Origin of the sequence: Enterobacter sp. Y17, from assembly GCF_019730495.1 — a bacterium.
In the GTDB taxonomy this organism is placed as follows: domain Bacteria; phylum Pseudomonadota; class Gammaproteobacteria; order Enterobacterales; family Enterobacteriaceae; genus Enterobacter; species Enterobacter asburiae_B.
Map to the genome: position 1 here is coordinate 2996685 of NZ_JAASKP010000001.1, position 14186 is coordinate 3010870.

Consider the following 14186-nt stretch of genomic DNA (forward strand, 5'->3'; position numbering starts at 1 on the left):
AAGGAGATTCATCATGATCGCGATTACCGGCGCTACCGGCCAGCTTGGCCATCTCGTTATCGAACAGCTGTTGAAAACCGTACCGGCCAGCCAGATTGTGGCCATCGTACGTAACCCGGCGAAAGCGCAGGCCTTAAGCCAGCAGGGAATTGTCGTTCGCCAGGCGGACTACACGGATGAAGCCGCATTCACCGCCGCGCTGAGCGGCGTGGATAAGCTGCTGCTGATCTCTTCCAGCGAAGTCGGCCAGCGCGCGACCCAGCACCAGAACGTGATTAACGCCGCCAAAACGGCAGGCGTGAAATTTATCGCCTACACCAGCCTGCTGCATGCGGACAACTCACCGCTGGGTCTGCACGTTGAACACGTTGCCACTGAAAAAGCGCTGGCGGCGTCCGGCATCCCTTATGCCCTGCTGCGCAATGGCTGGTATACCGAAAACTACCTGGCGAGCGCGCCGCCTGCGCTGGAACACGGCGTGTTTATTGGTGCGGCAGGCGAAGGCAAAATTGCCTCTGCCACCCGTGCAGACTATGCCGCGGCGGCCGCCAAAGTGATTGCTGAAGAGGGCCACGCGGGCAAGGTCTACGAACTGGCGGGCGACCACGGCTGGACGCTGAGCGAACTGGCGGCTGAACTCAGCAAACAGAGCGGGAAGCCGGTAACCTACCAGAATCTCAGTGAAGCGGATTTTGCCGCCGCGCTGAAAAGCGTCGGTCTGCCTGCCGGGCTGGCAGATATGCTGGCGGACTCGGATGTGGGGGCGTCCAAAGGGGGACTCTTTGACGATAGCCATACGCTGAGCAAGCTGATCGGGCGCGCAACGACCCCGCTGGCGCAGAGCATTAAAGCCATTCTTTAACGGTGTCACCGTTCTTTCCTGCGGCCGGGTGATTTCCCTTACCCGGCCCGCTCATATTTATTAATAATAAAATCAGATATAACGATTAAAAGTCCGGGTATTCTTTATCCGTCGCGTATGTTATCGGTTTTTCAAATCCGGGAATGGTGATGCTATTCGTATCAATCTTAATATCTTCCTCATTTATCCCCTGCTGGCCGAAAAGATAAATGACATTGAGTTCACCCTGCGACGCCGCCTCGTCGTAGGCGTTAGCCTGACGTCGCACCTGGCGGTTACGCTGCTGATAATCCGCAAACACCGTTTCCCCATAGCGTTTGCGCAACCATTGATGGGTAAGCTTTGGCGAGTAAACCACCCCCGTGGCATTATTACCGCCAAAGCCTTTTGAATTAATAAAGGCGATTTGTCCCTGACCTTCCTCTAATTTGCAGTCCTGAAGAGGAATGGTTAAGCGCGCGTTGTTCACCTGCGGTGCGATGTGGGACACGCTTTTAATTCCCGGCAAAATACCATAGCGGAAGACGCCGAGGCAGCCGATAAGCTGGTCGCCGCTGGCTGGGCCCAGGGAGTGACCGAGGTACGATTTCACCGCCGTCACCGGCCAGTCGCGAATCGAAAAAGCTTGCGCAACGCGGTCAAAAATATCGGCCTCGGAGACGCAATTCTTCGGCGTGCTTGAGCCGTGCGCCTGAATAAACGATCCCTTCTGCACCGTCTCTATCCCGGCCATCGATACCGCAGAGGCTACGGCTTTCGCCATGGTGATGTAGTTCCCCGGCCCCGGCGACGCAATAGAGCGTTTAAAGCCGTCAGCGTTGATGAAGACATTCCCCACCGAACCGTGGATCTCTGCGCCAAGCTGCAGCGCCAGCTCGTCGTCCATTAACACGACATACTGGCTGGATTCTGCGATAACAAAACCGCAGCTGTTGCCAAACGGGCGGCTGCTGTTGCGCCAGTCGGCCGTTTCCGTTTCATCAGTGTGCTTAAGCTTGCTCTCCGTTGCCAGGGCGCCCATGGCATCGAATCCTTCAATCACTTCTGAGGTGACCGGCGCTTCGGCGCTGCCAACGACGGCTACGCGAATGCGCCCCGCTTTGATATCTTCAACTGCCGCATTCAGGTTATACAGAAACGTGGCGCACGCCCCCAGCGTGGCGCTGGTATGACCGACGCTACCCAGCACATACGCATTGAGGAAATCGGCGCACATGCTGTTCAGGCCCAGCGGGCACTGTTTGGCGCTGGCGCGATGGCCTTTCAGGCGCGACTGCAGCATTCCGCCAAAGCCATAATCGTCGAGCTGCCCCATGATATTGCCCGAATAGACGCCGAGCTGATCCGGCGTGATTTTGGCCTGTACCTCTCGCCACGGGATCCCCAGCGCGTTGATGGCGTCTGACGCTCCGACAATCGCCATTTGTAACGCCCGCGGATGGAACTGCGAATTGTAATGGTCGCCCGGACGAAATCCCTGCGGCAACAGCCCTGCAGCCTGAACCTCCGTGCGCAGCAACGCCTCAATTTTGCAGTCCATCTCTCCCTGAACGGTAATACGGACACGCCGATCCGCTAATTCTTCAACGTGCCATCCCGCCGGTAAGGGTTGGGGTAATTGCCTGGCAGATATATTAAAACTGAATCCCTCTTTGCCTGAAGCCATATTCAATTTTGCATGGCCGGCAATAGCATCGACATCAAAATAGTCGCGCGTAATATTTCTGATAAGGGTTCCCTCAAGCACCTCGTCTTTTATCCTCGCGGCGGCCTGAGCAGGTGTAAATCTTTTACCTGAAATGTCGCAATACCCGCCTTCATCATATTTAAGGACGCCCATCAGGATGGCTAACGATAATAACGTATCCTGCCGTTCCTCTTCCGATAATGACTCAATAATCATTCGACGGAATGCATGATGTGAAGAACTACGCCCAGCTGGACCATAGCCGCCAAAAGCCGTTATTACGGGTAATTTCACCATAATTTATTCTCTCGTGGTCGTGGATTTATTTTATTAAGCAAGTGCGATAATTTCAGATATTAGTTTACAAATCACCAACAAAAGCTAATATGAAAATCCAGCCAAAACGCTGACTTTTTTGGCCACGGCAACGATGAGCTACCAAAAATAATAGTCAAAACAGGTATTAATCAAAAATGACAAATACACAAATAGGATTTGTGTTATGTGAACGCATGCTAAGTTCCGGTCTCAGCCTTCCGATTGAAATGTGGAAAGCGGCAGCCAGTAGCTATTTAGCTGAGCAAAAAACAACATCCCACGCAGGCACGCACAAACCGGAGAAGTCACCCTTCAGGCTCTGTCGCCCGGAGAATATTCTGAAGGTGAATACCATTGGCATAAACAGCGAGCCCATCCTGACGCACAGTGGCTTTAGCATTACCGCCGATACCACCCTTGCCGCAGACAGGCACTATGACGTTATCTATCTTCCTGCCCTGTGGCGCAATCCTCGCGCAGTGGTCAGACAACAGCCTGAACTTCTGGAATGGCTGACCGAGCAGGCCGCGCGAGGAACCCGCATCGCCGCCGTCGGAACGGGCTGCTGTTTTCTGGCGGAGTCGGGATTGCTAAACGGAAAGCCCGCCACCACCCACTGGCACTACTTCAAACAATTCTCGCGCGACTACCCCAGCGTAAAATTACAGACAAAGCATTTTCTCACTCAGGCCGATAATATTTTCTGCGCCGCAAGCGTTAAGGCCCTGTCCGATCTGACGATCCATTTTATAGAAACGATATACGGGAAACGTGTAGCCACCCATACTCAACGGACATTTTTCCATGAAATTCGTAGCCAGTTTGAACGTCAGTGTTACAGTGAAGAAAACAAACCCCATCCGGATGAAGATATTGTTCAAATTCAAATCTGGATAAAAGCCAACTGCGCCTCGGATATATCCATGCAGAATCTTGCAGATATGGCTGGCATGAGTTTGCGCAACTTTAATCGCCGCTTTAAAAATGCCACCGACATGTCCCCACTGCAGTATTTATTAACCGCCAGAATTGAATCCGCCATGACAATGCTGCAATCCACCAATCTGTGTATTCAGGAGATTGCAAATGCGGTTGGATATCAGGATATTGCGCACTTTAATCGCCAGTTTAAGCATAAAACAACGGTTTCACCGGGGGATTACCGTAAGACCGTCCGGGCAAAGATGTTTAGTGCATAAACTGCGGTCATCTCTGATAATGAAAAGATGACCACGAGGAGGCTCAACGTGCAAGGCGTACCGGAACAGTTTAATGATGAAAGAGACAGCGCGCGCTTTCGCCATCTTGCGCAGCTGCCGGGCCTGGAGCTTTATCACGCGCATATTTCTGACTACGCCTTTGAGCCTCACACCCATGAAGCCTTCGGGATCGGCACGATTGAAACCGGTGCCGAACGCTTTCGCTATCGCGGTACCCAGCATCTCGCGGCGGAAAAATCCGTCGTCACCATGAACCCGGACGAGATCCATACCGGCGAATCCGCCACCGAAGGCGGCTGGCGCTACCGGATGGTCTATATCGAACCCGATCTTCTGGAAGAGGTGACCGGCCTCCGGCACTGGTGGTTTAGCGATGTCACGCGCCATGACCCGCTGCGCTCGCAGCAAATCGGCAGGCTGATTTACGGATTGTGGCATACGGACGATCCGCTTGCGCAAAAAGGATTACTGCTGGATCTGATTGAGACCTTCCAGCCGCTGGCCCATCACGCGCCGGTGATTCAGGAAGGCGCGCACCGCTTCGAACGCGTGCGCGAGTACCTGCACGACAACTACATGCACGCCCTGACGCTGGACGAGCTGGCCAGCGTCGTTTCGCTGAGCCCGTACCATTTCCAGCGCCAGTTCAAAGCCCATTTTCACGTTACGCCGCACCAGATGCTGATGGCCATTCGCCTCTGGCGCGCTAAAGCGTTCCTCACCCACGGCATGCCAGCCGCCGAAGTGGCAGCCGCGACCGGGCTGACCGACCAGTCCCACTTAACCCGCGCGTTTACCCGCCGCTACGGCATTACGCCCGTGCGCTACCAGAAGCAGGTCACCCGGCGCTAATGCGCAATCTCATACAATACGCACGCATTTTCCCCTCCTACACTGCATGCAGCGTAAATACCTGTGGATGGAAAAATGATTAGTGGAGTGTTGTATGCCCTGCTGGCCGGGTTGATGTGGGGGCTGATTTTTGTCGGCCCATTAATCGTGCCCGAATATCCGGCAATACTGCAGTCGACCGGACGCTATCTGGCGCTCGGGCTGATTGCTCTGCCCCTGGCGTGGCTGGGTCGCGCGCGCTTGCGTCAGCTCAGCCGTCAGGACTGGGGCACCGCGCTGGCGCTGACCATAATGGGCAATCTTATCTACTACGTTTGCCTTGCGAGTGCCATTCAGCGTACCGGTGCGCCGGTATCTACCATGATTATCGGCACGCTGCCGGTCGTCATTCCCGTCTTTGCTAACCTGCTCTACAGCCACCGCGATGGCAAACTGGCGTGGTCAAAAATGATACCGGCGCTGGTATGCACCGCCGTGGGGCTGGTATGCGTCAATATTGCCGAGCTGCGTCACGGGCAGACGGATGTTGACCTGTGGCATTACGGCTCTGGCATTGTGCTGGCGTTCATTTCCGTGGCGTGCTGGGCATGGTATGCCCTGCGCAACGCGCGCTGGCTGCGGGAGAACCCGGACAAGCACCCGATGATGTGGGCGACGGCGCAGGCGCTGGTCACGCTGCCCGTCTCGCTGGTGGGCTATGCCGGGGCGTGCATCTGGTTAGGCCATCAACAGCCAGACTTCGCCCAACCCTTCGGGCCAAGACCCTGGGTGTTTATCGGCCTGATGGTTGCGATTGCGGTGCTGTGCTCATGGGTGGGCGCGCTGTGCTGGAATATTGCCAGCCAGAAGCTGCCGACGGTGATTTTAGGGCCGCTGATTGTCTTCGAAACCCTGGCCGGACTGCTTTATACCTTCCTGATGCGCCAGAGCGTGCCGCCGCTATTCACGGCCTGCGGCATCGCGCTGCTGGTGGTAGGAGTGGTGATGGCGGTAAGAGCGAAGCCGGAAAAACCGAGGGTCGTTCCGGCGTCGGAGGTGTGATTTTTGCCGGGTGGCGGCTCCGCCTTACCCGGCCTACAAGAAGCCGTTTCGTAGGCCGGGTAAGCGCCAGCGCCACCCGGCATGATGTTAAAACGTTTCCCAGTTCCCTTCAGACGCCGCCGCTGCGGGCTGCGCTTTAGGTACATAGGTTTTCACCGGCGCCGCTTTGACCGCCTGGTTTCGGGTGATTTTGAACACCGCCACCGCTTCATTCAGGCGTGCAGCCTGATCTTCCAGCGCCGCCGCCGCGGCCGCAGACTCCTCTACCAGCGAGGCGTTCTGCTGGGTCACGCGGTCCATCTCGGCTACCGCCTGGCCCACCTGGTCAATACCGCGGCTCTGCTCGTCAGAGGCCGAGGCAATTTCGCCCATGATGTCGGTGACGCGGGTGACCGCATTGACGATCTCTGCCATCGTCTCCCCGGCTTCGTTAACAAGCTGGGAGCCCGCGTTCACGCGCTCGCCGGAATCATCGATGAGCGCTTTGATCTCTTTCGCCGCTTGGGCGCTGCGCTGGGCGAGAGTACGCACTTCTCCTGCCACCACCGCAAAACCACGGCCCTGCTCGCCCGCGCGCGCCGCTTCCACCGCAGCGTTCAGCGCCAGGATGTTAGTCTGGAAGGCAATACCGTCGATTACGTTAGTAATTTGCGCGATTTTGCTGGAGCTGGTGGCGATTTCGTCCATCGTACGCACCACGCCTTCAACCACGTTACCGCCCTTCTTCGCCGTAGAGGAGGCGTCCAGCGCCAGACGGGAAGCCTGACGCGCGTTATCGGCGTTCTGCTTCACGGTTGCCGTCAGCTGTTCCATGCTGGCTGCCGTCTCTTCCAGAGACGCGGCCTGCTGCTCGGTACGGGAAGAGAGGTCGTTGCTGCCGGCAGAAATTTCACCGGCACCGGTGTAAATGGTATCCGCACCTTCACGCACCACGCCCACGGTGTTCGCCAGCGAGGTCTGCATCTCCTGAACGTTGCGCGCCAGGATAGCCATTTCGTTCTTACCTTCAGCCTGAATCGGCTGGGTTAAATCCCCCGCCGCAATGGCGCGAATATGGTTAATCACCTCTTCCAGAGGCAGCAGCAGCACGCGGCGCATGGCTACCCAGCTGGAGATAATCACCACAATCACCAGCAGCATAACCGCAGAGAGGATCCACAGGATGCGCTTGTAGTCGCTTTCATTGTCCTGGATGCCTTTATCGGTGAGCGTTGCCTGCGCTTCACGCCATTCACGGTAAACCGCCTGCATCGCGGTCTGCTTTTGCTCCGCGTTCTGCTTGAACATGTCTTCCAGATTGCCCTGGCTCAGCAGAACGTTCATTTGCGTCAGCGTTGAGGAGTAAATGCGGTACTGCTCTTCCAGACGCTTGGCCAGGTTCTCGTCCAGGCCCGGCGTATTTGGCAGGGCATAGTATTTATCGTAATGGACCTGCGCATCGGCGAGCAGATTTTTCGCCGTGTTGACCAGCTCATTGAGCTGCCCACCGTTAATCTGAGAGGCCATGCTGCTTTGCAGACGCAGCATCCCGCGGTTCAGCGTCACGCGCGCCTGGTTCAGGCTGATCCACGCATCGGTAAACTCCGCCACGTTCTTGCTGGAGAGCTGCGACACGGTGAAGTTGTCTTTATCGTTATTCAGCGCGTTGATAAAGATACCCGCGGAAATCACTTGCATGATGCCGAGCACAAGCAGCACCGAAATCAGAAGGGTAATGACTTTTATACGTTTAAACATGCGTTGCCTTTGTTATATGCAGGTTTGTCTGACGTGGATATATCGGCAGGCGCGGCGGGTTGTTTACTGTTTCTACACCTTTAAAAAGTTTCTAAACCACTTTCCTAAGTCCATTCAGAGAGTTAAACGGGGTATTTTTTTGTGATCTGCATCTCACTTTCCCCCTTCCCTCTAAAGGGTTATAGCGCTGGCTTAAAGATGCATTTAATATGCATCTTATATTATTAATGACGAGGTAACTGCTATGGCCTTTCGCGACCAACCCCTTGGCGAGCTGGCGCTCTCCATTCCTCGCGCTTCTGCGCTGTTCCGTAAATACGATATGGATTACTGCTGCGGCGGTAAGCAAACCCTGGCGCGTGCGGCCTCACGCAAGGAACTGGACGTTGAGGTGATTGAAGCAGAGCTGGCGCAGCTGGCCGGGCAGCCCGTCGACAAAGACTGGCGAACCGCCCCGCTTGCTGAAATCATCGACCATATCATCGTGCGATACCATGACCGTCACCGTGAACAGCTGCCGGAACTGATCCTGCAGGCAACCAAAGTTGAGCGCGTTCATGCCGACAAACCTTCCGTACCGCGCGGTCTGGCGAAATACCTGACCCTGCTGCATGAAGAGCTTTCCAGCCACATGATGAAAGAAGAGCAGATCCTCTTCCCGATGATTAAACAGGGAATGGGAAGCCAGGCGATGGGGCCTATCAGCGTGATGGAAAGCGAGCACGATGATGCGGGTGAGCTGCTGGAAGTGATCAAACACACCACCCACAACGTCACGCCGCCGCCAGAAGCGTGCACAACGTGGAAAGCGATGTACAACGGCATTAACGAGATGATTGACGACCTGATGGAACACATCAGTCTTGAGAACAACGTTCTGTTCCCGCGGGCATTAGCTGGGGAATAAAAAAGGCCGCTGCGGCCTGATGCCCTCACCCCGGCCCTCTCCCACGGGGAGAGGGTGCAAAAACTAAAAACGGCAACCGAAGTTGCCGTTTTGCTTTTACCTTACGCCTGCCATACGTTTCTTACCGATAAACACCCAGCCCAGCCCCAGCGCGATAAACCACAGCGGCGTGACGATGAGTGCCTGACGGGTATCATCTTCCAGCGTCAGCAGAACCAGCACGAAGACGAAGAACGCCATGCACACCCAGCACATCAGCTTGCCCAGCGGCATCTTGTAGATCGATTTTTCATGCAGGTGCGGGCGCTGCTTGCGGTACACCAGGTATGAACAAAGGATGATGGTCCAGACGAACATAAACAGGATCGCAGAGACCGTGGTGATCATGGTGAACGCGCCAATCACGCTTGGGTTCACGTAGAGCATCACCACGCCGCCCAGCAGGCACATGCAGGAGAAGGTCAACCCTTTTGCCGGTACCGCGCGCTTCGACAGCTTGGCGAACGCGCTCGGCGCCACGCCTTCCTGCGCCAGACCAAACAGCATACGGCTGGTGGAGAATACGCCGCTGTTGGCAGACGAGGCAGCAGAGGTCAGCACCACGAAGTTAATCAGGCTCGCGGCAGCAGGCAGGCCTACCAGCACGAACAGCTCAACGAACGGGCTCTTGGTTGGCACCACGGAGCTCCACGGCGTCACGGACATAATGACGATCAGCGCGAAGACGTAGAACATGATGATACGCAGCGGAATAGAGTTAATCGCGCGCGGGAGAGACTTCTCGGGATCTTTGGTCTCCGCTGCCGTCGTGCCCACCAGCTCAATGCCCACGAAAGCAAAAACCGCGATCTGGAAGCCGGCAAAGAAGCCGCTAATGCCTTTCGGGAACCAGCCGCCGTCATTCCACAGATGGGTAAACGACGCCTGAACGCCCGTTGGCGACTGGAAGTGGGTGAGCACCATCACCAGACCCACGACGATAAGCCCGACAATCGCCACGATTTTGATCATCGCGAACCAGAACTCCATCTCACCGAACATTTTAACGGTGGCGAGGTTCAGGCTCAGCAGCAGAACAATGACCGCCAGCGAGGCGACCCAGTCCGACAGCCCCGGGAACCAGAACTGCGCGTAGGCGGTAATCGCCACGACGTCCGCCATACCGGTGACGACCCAGCAGAACCAGTAGGTCCAGCCGGTGAAATAGCCCGCCCACGGCCCGAGCAGGTCAGAAGCGAAGTCGCTAAAGGATTTGTATTCGAGGTTCGAGAGCAGCAATTCACCCATTGCACGCATCACGAAGAAGAGCATAAAACCGATGATCATATAAACGAATATGATCGACGGCCCGGCGAGACTGATGGTCTTGCCCGACCCCATAAACAGCCCGGTACCGATGGCACCCCCAATCGCAATGAGCTGAATATGACGGTTAGTGAGATTGCGCCGTAGCGACTGTTCAGACGACGCCTCTTCGTCGGCGACGACTTTGACCTGATCTACCATGTGATATTTTCCTGTTTATGCCTGTCTGTGTTGTTAAGGCTCTTCTGGCCTTTAAATACGTCAAAAGATGACGTTCCCTTGTAAGGGCTAATCGATATTAGGTAAGAATCGGCGGGATGAATACTATGATTTAGATATTATGTTAATAATATGTTGAAAGTGAGTGTCATATCACTCATACAGCGCGAAACAGCTCACAAAAATACACGCAACAGTTTCGTTTGCAAGATAAAATGTTGATAGCACCGTAACTATAGGTTTTTACACTATTTTCCTCTCCCCAACCGGGGAGAGGAAATAAGAAAATTCGATTACAGAATTTCCAGCAGCTCGACTTCAAAGACCAGGGTGCTGAATGGCGGGATGGACGCGCCAGCGCCGCGCTCGCCGTAGGCCAGGTTATGCGGGATAGTCAGTTCCCATTTGGAACCGACCGGCATCAGGGTCAGAGCTTCAATCCAGCCGGCGATCACGCCGTTGACCGGGAATTCAGCCGGTTCGCCGCGCGCCACGGAGCTGTCGAACACGGTACCGTCGATCAGTTTACCGGTGTAATGCACGCGAACGTGGTCGGTACGCGCCGGGATTGCGCCGTCGCCCTGATTGATCACGCGGAACTGCAGACCGGATTCGGTGCTGTTCACGCCTTCACGCTCGCGGTTCTCTTCCAGATATTTCACACCTTCGGCTGCCATCTCTTCGAAGCGCGCGCGACGCACGGCGTCAGCACGTTCGTGGATTTCACGCAGCGCACGGTGCACAACGTCTACCGGAACGGCAGGCTGTTTGCCTTCCAGCGCGTCAGCGATACCCGCCACCAGCGCTTCTGGTAACAGACCTTCCAGGCCGGATTCGCTCAGCTGCTGTCCTACCTGCAAGCCGATACCGTAACTTGCCTGCGCTTCGATAGTGTCAAAAGTCGGGGTGGTCATGGGTTTTCCTTCCATCACATTTAAAGTAGCGGGCAGCATATCAGCCATGCCCTTATGGGTAAAACTTTGTCTGAAGTTAAGGTGACAAACCGCGACGAAACAGAAACAATAGAGATAACCAGGATTAATCCCGAACTGATGTCACGGATGTCGGGTTTACTACGCCGTTCAGGCAGTTAGCAAACTATACTTCGGGGCACAGGATAAAAAATACGCGGAGCAGGAGGAGTGCCATGCCCGGGCGATTTGAACTGAAACCTACCCTGGCGAAAATCTGGCAGGCGCCGGACAATTTTCGCATCATGGACCCGCTGCCTCCTCTGCATCGCAGAGGGATCATCATTGGCGCGCTGATGGTGATCGTGGGCTTCCTGCTTCCTTCCAGGGGCGATGATGTCGATACCGCACCCGTCACCCGCAATGCCCAACTGGACATTCAGTCGCAGACGCGGCCGCAGCCTGACGCACAGCCGATGCAGACGCAGCTTGTGACCCCGTCTAACGATCCGGGTCAGGTCGCGCCGGTTGAGCCAGAACCTATTCAGGATGAACAGCCGCAGGATCAAGCCGCCGCCCCGTCTCAGCCTCAGACGCAACAGCCTACCGGTATTGAGCAACAGTGGCGTTCTTATCGCGTAGAGCCGGGTAAAACGCTGGCACAGCTGTTCCGCGACCACAATCTGCCGCCAACCGACGTGTATGCCATGGCGAAGGTGGAAGGTGCGGGTAAACCGCTCAGTAACCTGCAGAATGGACAGATGGTACAGGTTCGCCAGAATGCCAGCGGGGTGGTGACAGGGTTAACGATTGATACGGGAAATGGACAACAGGTGCTGTTTACCCGCCAGCCAGACGGCAGTTTTATCAGGGCGCGTTAAGGCCCGGATCTGCCGGATCTGTAAAAAGCAAAACGCCGGCACAAGGCCGGCGTTTCAACGTGAGCAGAGTAAAAAATTACTCAGCTACAACGTTAACAACCAGTTTAGCGAACACTTCGCTGTGAACCTGGAAGTCAACTTCGTGCTCACCAGTGGTACGCAGAACGCCGTTCGGCAGACGAACTTCGCTCTTAGCCACTTTAACGCCTGCTGCAGAAACTGCATCAGCGATATCGCGGGTACCGATGGAACCGAACAGTTTACCTTCGTCGCCTGATTTAGACGCGATGGTAACGGTGCCCAGTGCGTTGATTGCTTCAGCGCGAGCGTTAGCAGCCGCCAGAACGTCAGCCAGTTTGGCTTCCAGTTCAGCGCGACGTGCTTCGAAAAACTCTACGTTTTTCTTGGTAGCTGGAACAGCTTTACCCTGTGGAACCAGGAAGTTACGTGCGTAACCCGCTTTAACGTTAACCTGATCACCCAGGCTGCCCAGGTTTGCTACTTTATCAAGCAGAATAACTTGCATTACCTTATCCTCTTAAAGTCGTATTAATGGACCGTGCCCGATTACTGATGACGATCAGTGTACGGCAGCAGGGACAGGTAGCGAGCGCGTTTGATAGCGCGAGCCAGCTGACGCTGGTATTTTGCACGAGTACCGGTGATACGGCTTGGGACAATCTTACCGCTTTCGGTGATGTAGTTTTTCAGCGTTGCGATATCTTTATAGTCGATCTCTTGAACGCCTTCCGCGGTGAAACGGCAGAACTTGCGACGACGGAAATAACGTGCCATATGGCTAGTCTCCAGAATCTATCAAATCAATCTGCTCGGCATGCAGAACCATTTTGCTCAGGCCGTTCTTTGCCTTGTGGCAAGAGATGAACCCCTGAACGATTACTGCGCTACCGACCGTTAAACTGTGAGTAATGGCCTGGTTATCGTGTCCGCTAATAATAACGGGCATTTGGCACCACGCCTGCCGGTGAAACCCGGCTTCCTCTTGCACAGAACGATGCTCAAGCACGAACTGGCAATGCGGAATTCCTGATGGACTGACCTTTCGAAGGGGAGCCCTGCATACGATGCCGGACAACGCCAGACGGTTGGTCATCAGAAATTACTCTTCAGAATCCCCAGCATCAGAATCATCTGCGGTTTCGTTTGCGAAATCATCGCGACGCTCACGGCGCTCGTCTTTCGCTTTAACCATCGGAGATGCTTCGGTAACTGCGTTTTTGGTACGCATAACCATGCTGCGGATAACGGCATCGTTGAAGCGGAAGGTAGTTTCCAGCTCATCGATCACTTCCTGCGGCGCTTCAACGTTCATCAGAACGTAGTGTGCTTTGTGCAGTTTGTTGATCGGGTAAGCCAGCTGACGGCGGCCCCAGTCTTCCAGACGGTGGATCGTACCTTCTGCACCAGTGATGGCAGCAGAGTAACGCTCGATCATACCCGGAACCTGTTCGCTCTGGTCAGGATGGACCATAAAAACGATTTCGTAATGACGCATCGAATTGCTCCTTACGGATTATTCAGCCTCCTGTCTGGGTCAGCCGAGGCCCGGGGAGGCAAGGAACGTGTTAAAGGTCGGCTGAAAAATTGACGCGTCATAATACTTGCGCGCCCCTGGAAACTCAAGCTGATTGCACAAATAATTCGCACAAAGCGCGAAGCGGGTCTAAGTGGGTGATTTAAAATTGGTCACACCCGGAAGCGTTGTTTTTTTGAACAACTGCATCAGAAATGGTCACGCATCCTCACCGGATGAGTGATTACACTTTAATCAGAGATCGCCTGAATTAAAGAAGGAGCATCCCCCCTCTCGCAGCACGTAGTCGTGGAGCGCATATCATGAAAAAAATCGCATTAGCCATGATGGCGGCGCTTTTGCTCAGTGCAAACGCGATGGCAGCCATCAAGTTAGACAGCCGACAGGCCAGAAACATGGATGATGTGCAAAGCTTGGGCGTAATTTACATCAATCATAATTTCGCCACGGAAAGTGAAGCAGATCAGGCACTAAATGAAGAAACCGATGCGCAGGGCGCAACCTATTACCACGTGATGTTAACCCGTGAGCCCGGCAGCAACGGCAATATGCACGCCAGTGCAGATATTTACCGATAACGCTTTAACGCTAGCACCAGGAAAGCCAACAACGAGAACATAGCCATAGTTGACGTTGCCCCCTGCCCGGGGGCTTTTTTTTGTGAATAGCTCCGGAATACTCCCGGTAAAAG

General features: G+C 54.9%; 15 protein-coding genes. 7 read left to right on the top strand and 8 right to left on the bottom strand.

Features of this window, described 5'->3' with window-relative positions; genetic code table 11:
• Window positions 1-13: 13 nt before the first annotated feature.
• Window positions 14-862 carry an SDR family oxidoreductase gene (locus tag HCH49_RS14090; RefSeq protein ID WP_033144480.1) on the top strand — a complete coding sequence of 283 codons (849 nt, stop codon included), beginning with the start codon at window positions 14-16 and terminating at the stop codon, window positions 860-862.
• A gap of 85 nt (window positions 863-947) precedes the next feature.
• Here HCH49_RS14090 and HCH49_RS14095 read toward each other — a convergent pair whose 3' ends face one another.
• Window positions 948-2402: a beta-ketoacyl synthase gene (locus tag HCH49_RS14095; RefSeq protein WP_260454082.1), complete on the bottom strand. Its 1455-nt coding sequence runs from the start codon at window positions 2400-2402 to the stop codon at window positions 948-950.
• A gap of 620 nt (window positions 2403-3022) precedes the next feature.
• Here HCH49_RS14095 and HCH49_RS14100 point away from each other — a divergent pair.
• From HCH49_RS14100 to HCH49_RS14110, 3 genes are all read left to right on the top strand, one after another.
• Window positions 3023-4066 carry a GlxA family transcriptional regulator gene (locus HCH49_RS14100; RefSeq protein ID WP_033144478.1) on the top strand — a complete coding sequence of 348 codons (1044 nt, stop codon included), beginning with the start codon at window positions 3023-3025 and terminating at the stop codon, window positions 4064-4066.
• A gap of 48 nt (window positions 4067-4114) precedes the next feature.
• Window positions 4115-4939: an AraC family transcriptional regulator gene (locus tag HCH49_RS14105; protein WP_033144477.1), complete on the top strand. Its 825-nt coding sequence runs from the start codon at window positions 4115-4117 to the stop codon at window positions 4937-4939.
• Between the two features lie 75 nt (window positions 4940-5014).
• The gene (locus tag HCH49_RS14110) at window positions 5015-5980 is read left to right on the top strand and encodes a DMT family transporter (RefSeq protein ID WP_221702865.1); all 966 of its coding nucleotides are present in this window, start codon (window positions 5015-5017) and stop codon (window positions 5978-5980) included.
• Window positions 5981-6067: 87 nt separating this feature from the next.
• Here the strand turns inward: HCH49_RS14110 and HCH49_RS14115 are convergent, their stop codons facing one another.
• Window positions 6068-7717: a methyl-accepting chemotaxis protein gene (locus tag HCH49_RS14115; RefSeq protein WP_047652046.1), complete on the bottom strand. Its 1650-nt coding sequence runs from the start codon at window positions 7715-7717 to the stop codon at window positions 6068-6070.
• 244 nt (window positions 7718-7961) lie between these two features.
• Here HCH49_RS14115 and ytfE point away from each other — a divergent pair, with 244 nt between their 5' ends.
• Entirely contained in the window at window positions 7962-8624 is a 663-nt protein-coding gene (ytfE, locus tag HCH49_RS14120; protein ID WP_033144474.1) for an iron-sulfur cluster repair protein YtfE, read from the top strand.
• A gap of 96 nt (window positions 8625-8720) precedes the next feature.
• On the opposite strand, the gene cycA is transcribed toward ytfE, so the two are convergent.
• On the bottom strand, window positions 8721-10130 hold the full coding sequence (gene cycA, locus HCH49_RS14125; RefSeq protein ID WP_048977313.1) for a D-serine/D-alanine/glycine transporter: 1410 nt from the start codon (window positions 10128-10130) through the stop codon (window positions 8721-8723).
• Window positions 10131-10441: 311 nt separating this feature from the next.
• Window positions 10442-11062, bottom strand: a complete 621-nt coding sequence (gene fklB / locus HCH49_RS14130) for an FKBP-type peptidyl-prolyl cis-trans isomerase (protein ID WP_008502892.1) — start codon at window positions 11060-11062, stop codon at window positions 10442-10444.
• A gap of 233 nt (window positions 11063-11295) precedes the next feature.
• On the opposite strand from fklB, the gene HCH49_RS14135 reads away from it, so the two are divergent.
• Complete coding sequence (locus HCH49_RS14135) at window positions 11296-11940, top strand: OapA family protein (RefSeq protein WP_221702866.1); 645 nt, start codon at window positions 11296-11298, stop codon at window positions 11938-11940.
• Between the two features lie 76 nt (window positions 11941-12016).
• Here HCH49_RS14135 and rplI read toward each other — a convergent pair whose 3' ends face one another.
• The 4 genes from rplI to rpsF are packed head-to-tail and all read right to left on the bottom strand — an operon-like array spanning window position 12017 to window position 13456.
• Window positions 12017-12466 carry a 50S ribosomal protein L9 gene (gene rplI / locus HCH49_RS14140; RefSeq protein ID WP_023310148.1) on the bottom strand — a complete coding sequence of 150 codons (450 nt, stop codon included), beginning with the start codon at window positions 12464-12466 and terminating at the stop codon, window positions 12017-12019.
• 41 nt (window positions 12467-12507) lie between these two features.
• The gene (gene rpsR / locus HCH49_RS14145) at window positions 12508-12735 is read right to left on the bottom strand and encodes a 30S ribosomal protein S18 (RefSeq protein ID WP_000135199.1); all 228 of its coding nucleotides are present in this window, start codon (window positions 12733-12735) and stop codon (window positions 12508-12510) included.
• Window positions 12736-12739: 4 nt separating this feature from the next.
• Entirely contained in the window at window positions 12740-13054 is a 315-nt protein-coding gene (gene priB, locus HCH49_RS14150; RefSeq protein ID WP_221702867.1) for a primosomal replication protein N, read from the bottom strand.
• Between the two features lie 6 nt (window positions 13055-13060).
• Window positions 13061-13456 carry a 30S ribosomal protein S6 gene (rpsF, locus tag HCH49_RS14155; RefSeq protein WP_014068637.1) on the bottom strand — a complete coding sequence of 132 codons (396 nt, stop codon included), beginning with the start codon at window positions 13454-13456 and terminating at the stop codon, window positions 13061-13063.
• 341 nt (window positions 13457-13797) lie between these two features.
• Between rpsF and yjfY the strand changes: the two genes are divergently transcribed.
• A complete protein-coding gene (gene yjfY / locus HCH49_RS14160; protein ID WP_221702868.1) occupies window positions 13798-14073 on the top strand; it encodes a DUF1471 family protein YjfY in 276 nt (91 codons plus the stop codon).
• Window positions 14074-14186 lie beyond the last annotated feature (113 nt).

What these genes read in the sequence shown, in the direction of transcription:
- HCH49_RS14090 (WP_033144480.1), top strand. Translation starts at nt 14, where the DNA reads ATGATCGCGATTACCGGCGCTACCGGCCAGCTTGGCCATCTCGTTATC.
- HCH49_RS14095 (WP_260454082.1), bottom strand. Translation starts at nt 2,402, where the DNA reads ATGGACTGCAAAATTGAGGCGTTGCTGCGCACGGAGGTTCAGGCTGCA.
- HCH49_RS14100 (WP_033144478.1), top strand. Translation starts at nt 3,023, where the DNA reads ATGACAAATACACAAATAGGATTTGTGTTATGTGAACGCATGCTAAGT.
- HCH49_RS14110 (WP_221702865.1), top strand. Translation starts at nt 5,015, where the DNA reads ATGATTAGTGGAGTGTTGTATGCCCTGCTGGCCGGGTTGATGTGGGGG.
- HCH49_RS14115 (WP_047652046.1), bottom strand. Translation starts at nt 7,717, where the DNA reads ATGTTTAAACGTATAAAAGTCATTACCCTTCTGATTTCGGTGCTGCTT.
- ytfE (WP_033144474.1), top strand. Translation starts at nt 7,962, where the DNA reads ATGGCCTTTCGCGACCAACCCCTTGGCGAGCTGGCGCTCTCCATTCCT.
- cycA (WP_048977313.1), bottom strand. Translation starts at nt 10,130, where the DNA reads ATGGTAGATCAGGTCAAAGTCGTCGCCGACGAAGAGGCGTCGTCTGAA.
- fklB (WP_008502892.1), bottom strand. Translation starts at nt 11,062, where the DNA reads ATGACCACCCCGACTTTTGACACTATCGAAGCGCAGGCAAGTTACGGT.
- HCH49_RS14135 (WP_221702866.1), top strand. Translation starts at nt 11,296, where the DNA reads ATGCCCGGGCGATTTGAACTGAAACCTACCCTGGCGAAAATCTGGCAG.
- rplI (WP_023310148.1), bottom strand. Translation starts at nt 12,466, where the DNA reads ATGCAAGTTATTCTGCTTGATAAAGTAGCAAACCTGGGCAGCCTGGGT.
- rpsR (WP_000135199.1), bottom strand. Translation starts at nt 12,735, where the DNA reads ATGGCACGTTATTTCCGTCGTCGCAAGTTCTGCCGTTTCACCGCGGAA.
- priB (WP_221702867.1), bottom strand. Translation starts at nt 13,054, where the DNA reads ATGACCAACCGTCTGGCGTTGTCCGGCATCGTATGCAGGGCTCCCCTT.
- rpsF (WP_014068637.1), bottom strand. Translation starts at nt 13,456, where the DNA reads ATGCGTCATTACGAAATCGTTTTTATGGTCCATCCTGACCAGAGCGAA.
- yjfY (WP_221702868.1), top strand. Translation starts at nt 13,798, where the DNA reads ATGAAAAAAATCGCATTAGCCATGATGGCGGCGCTTTTGCTCAGTGCA.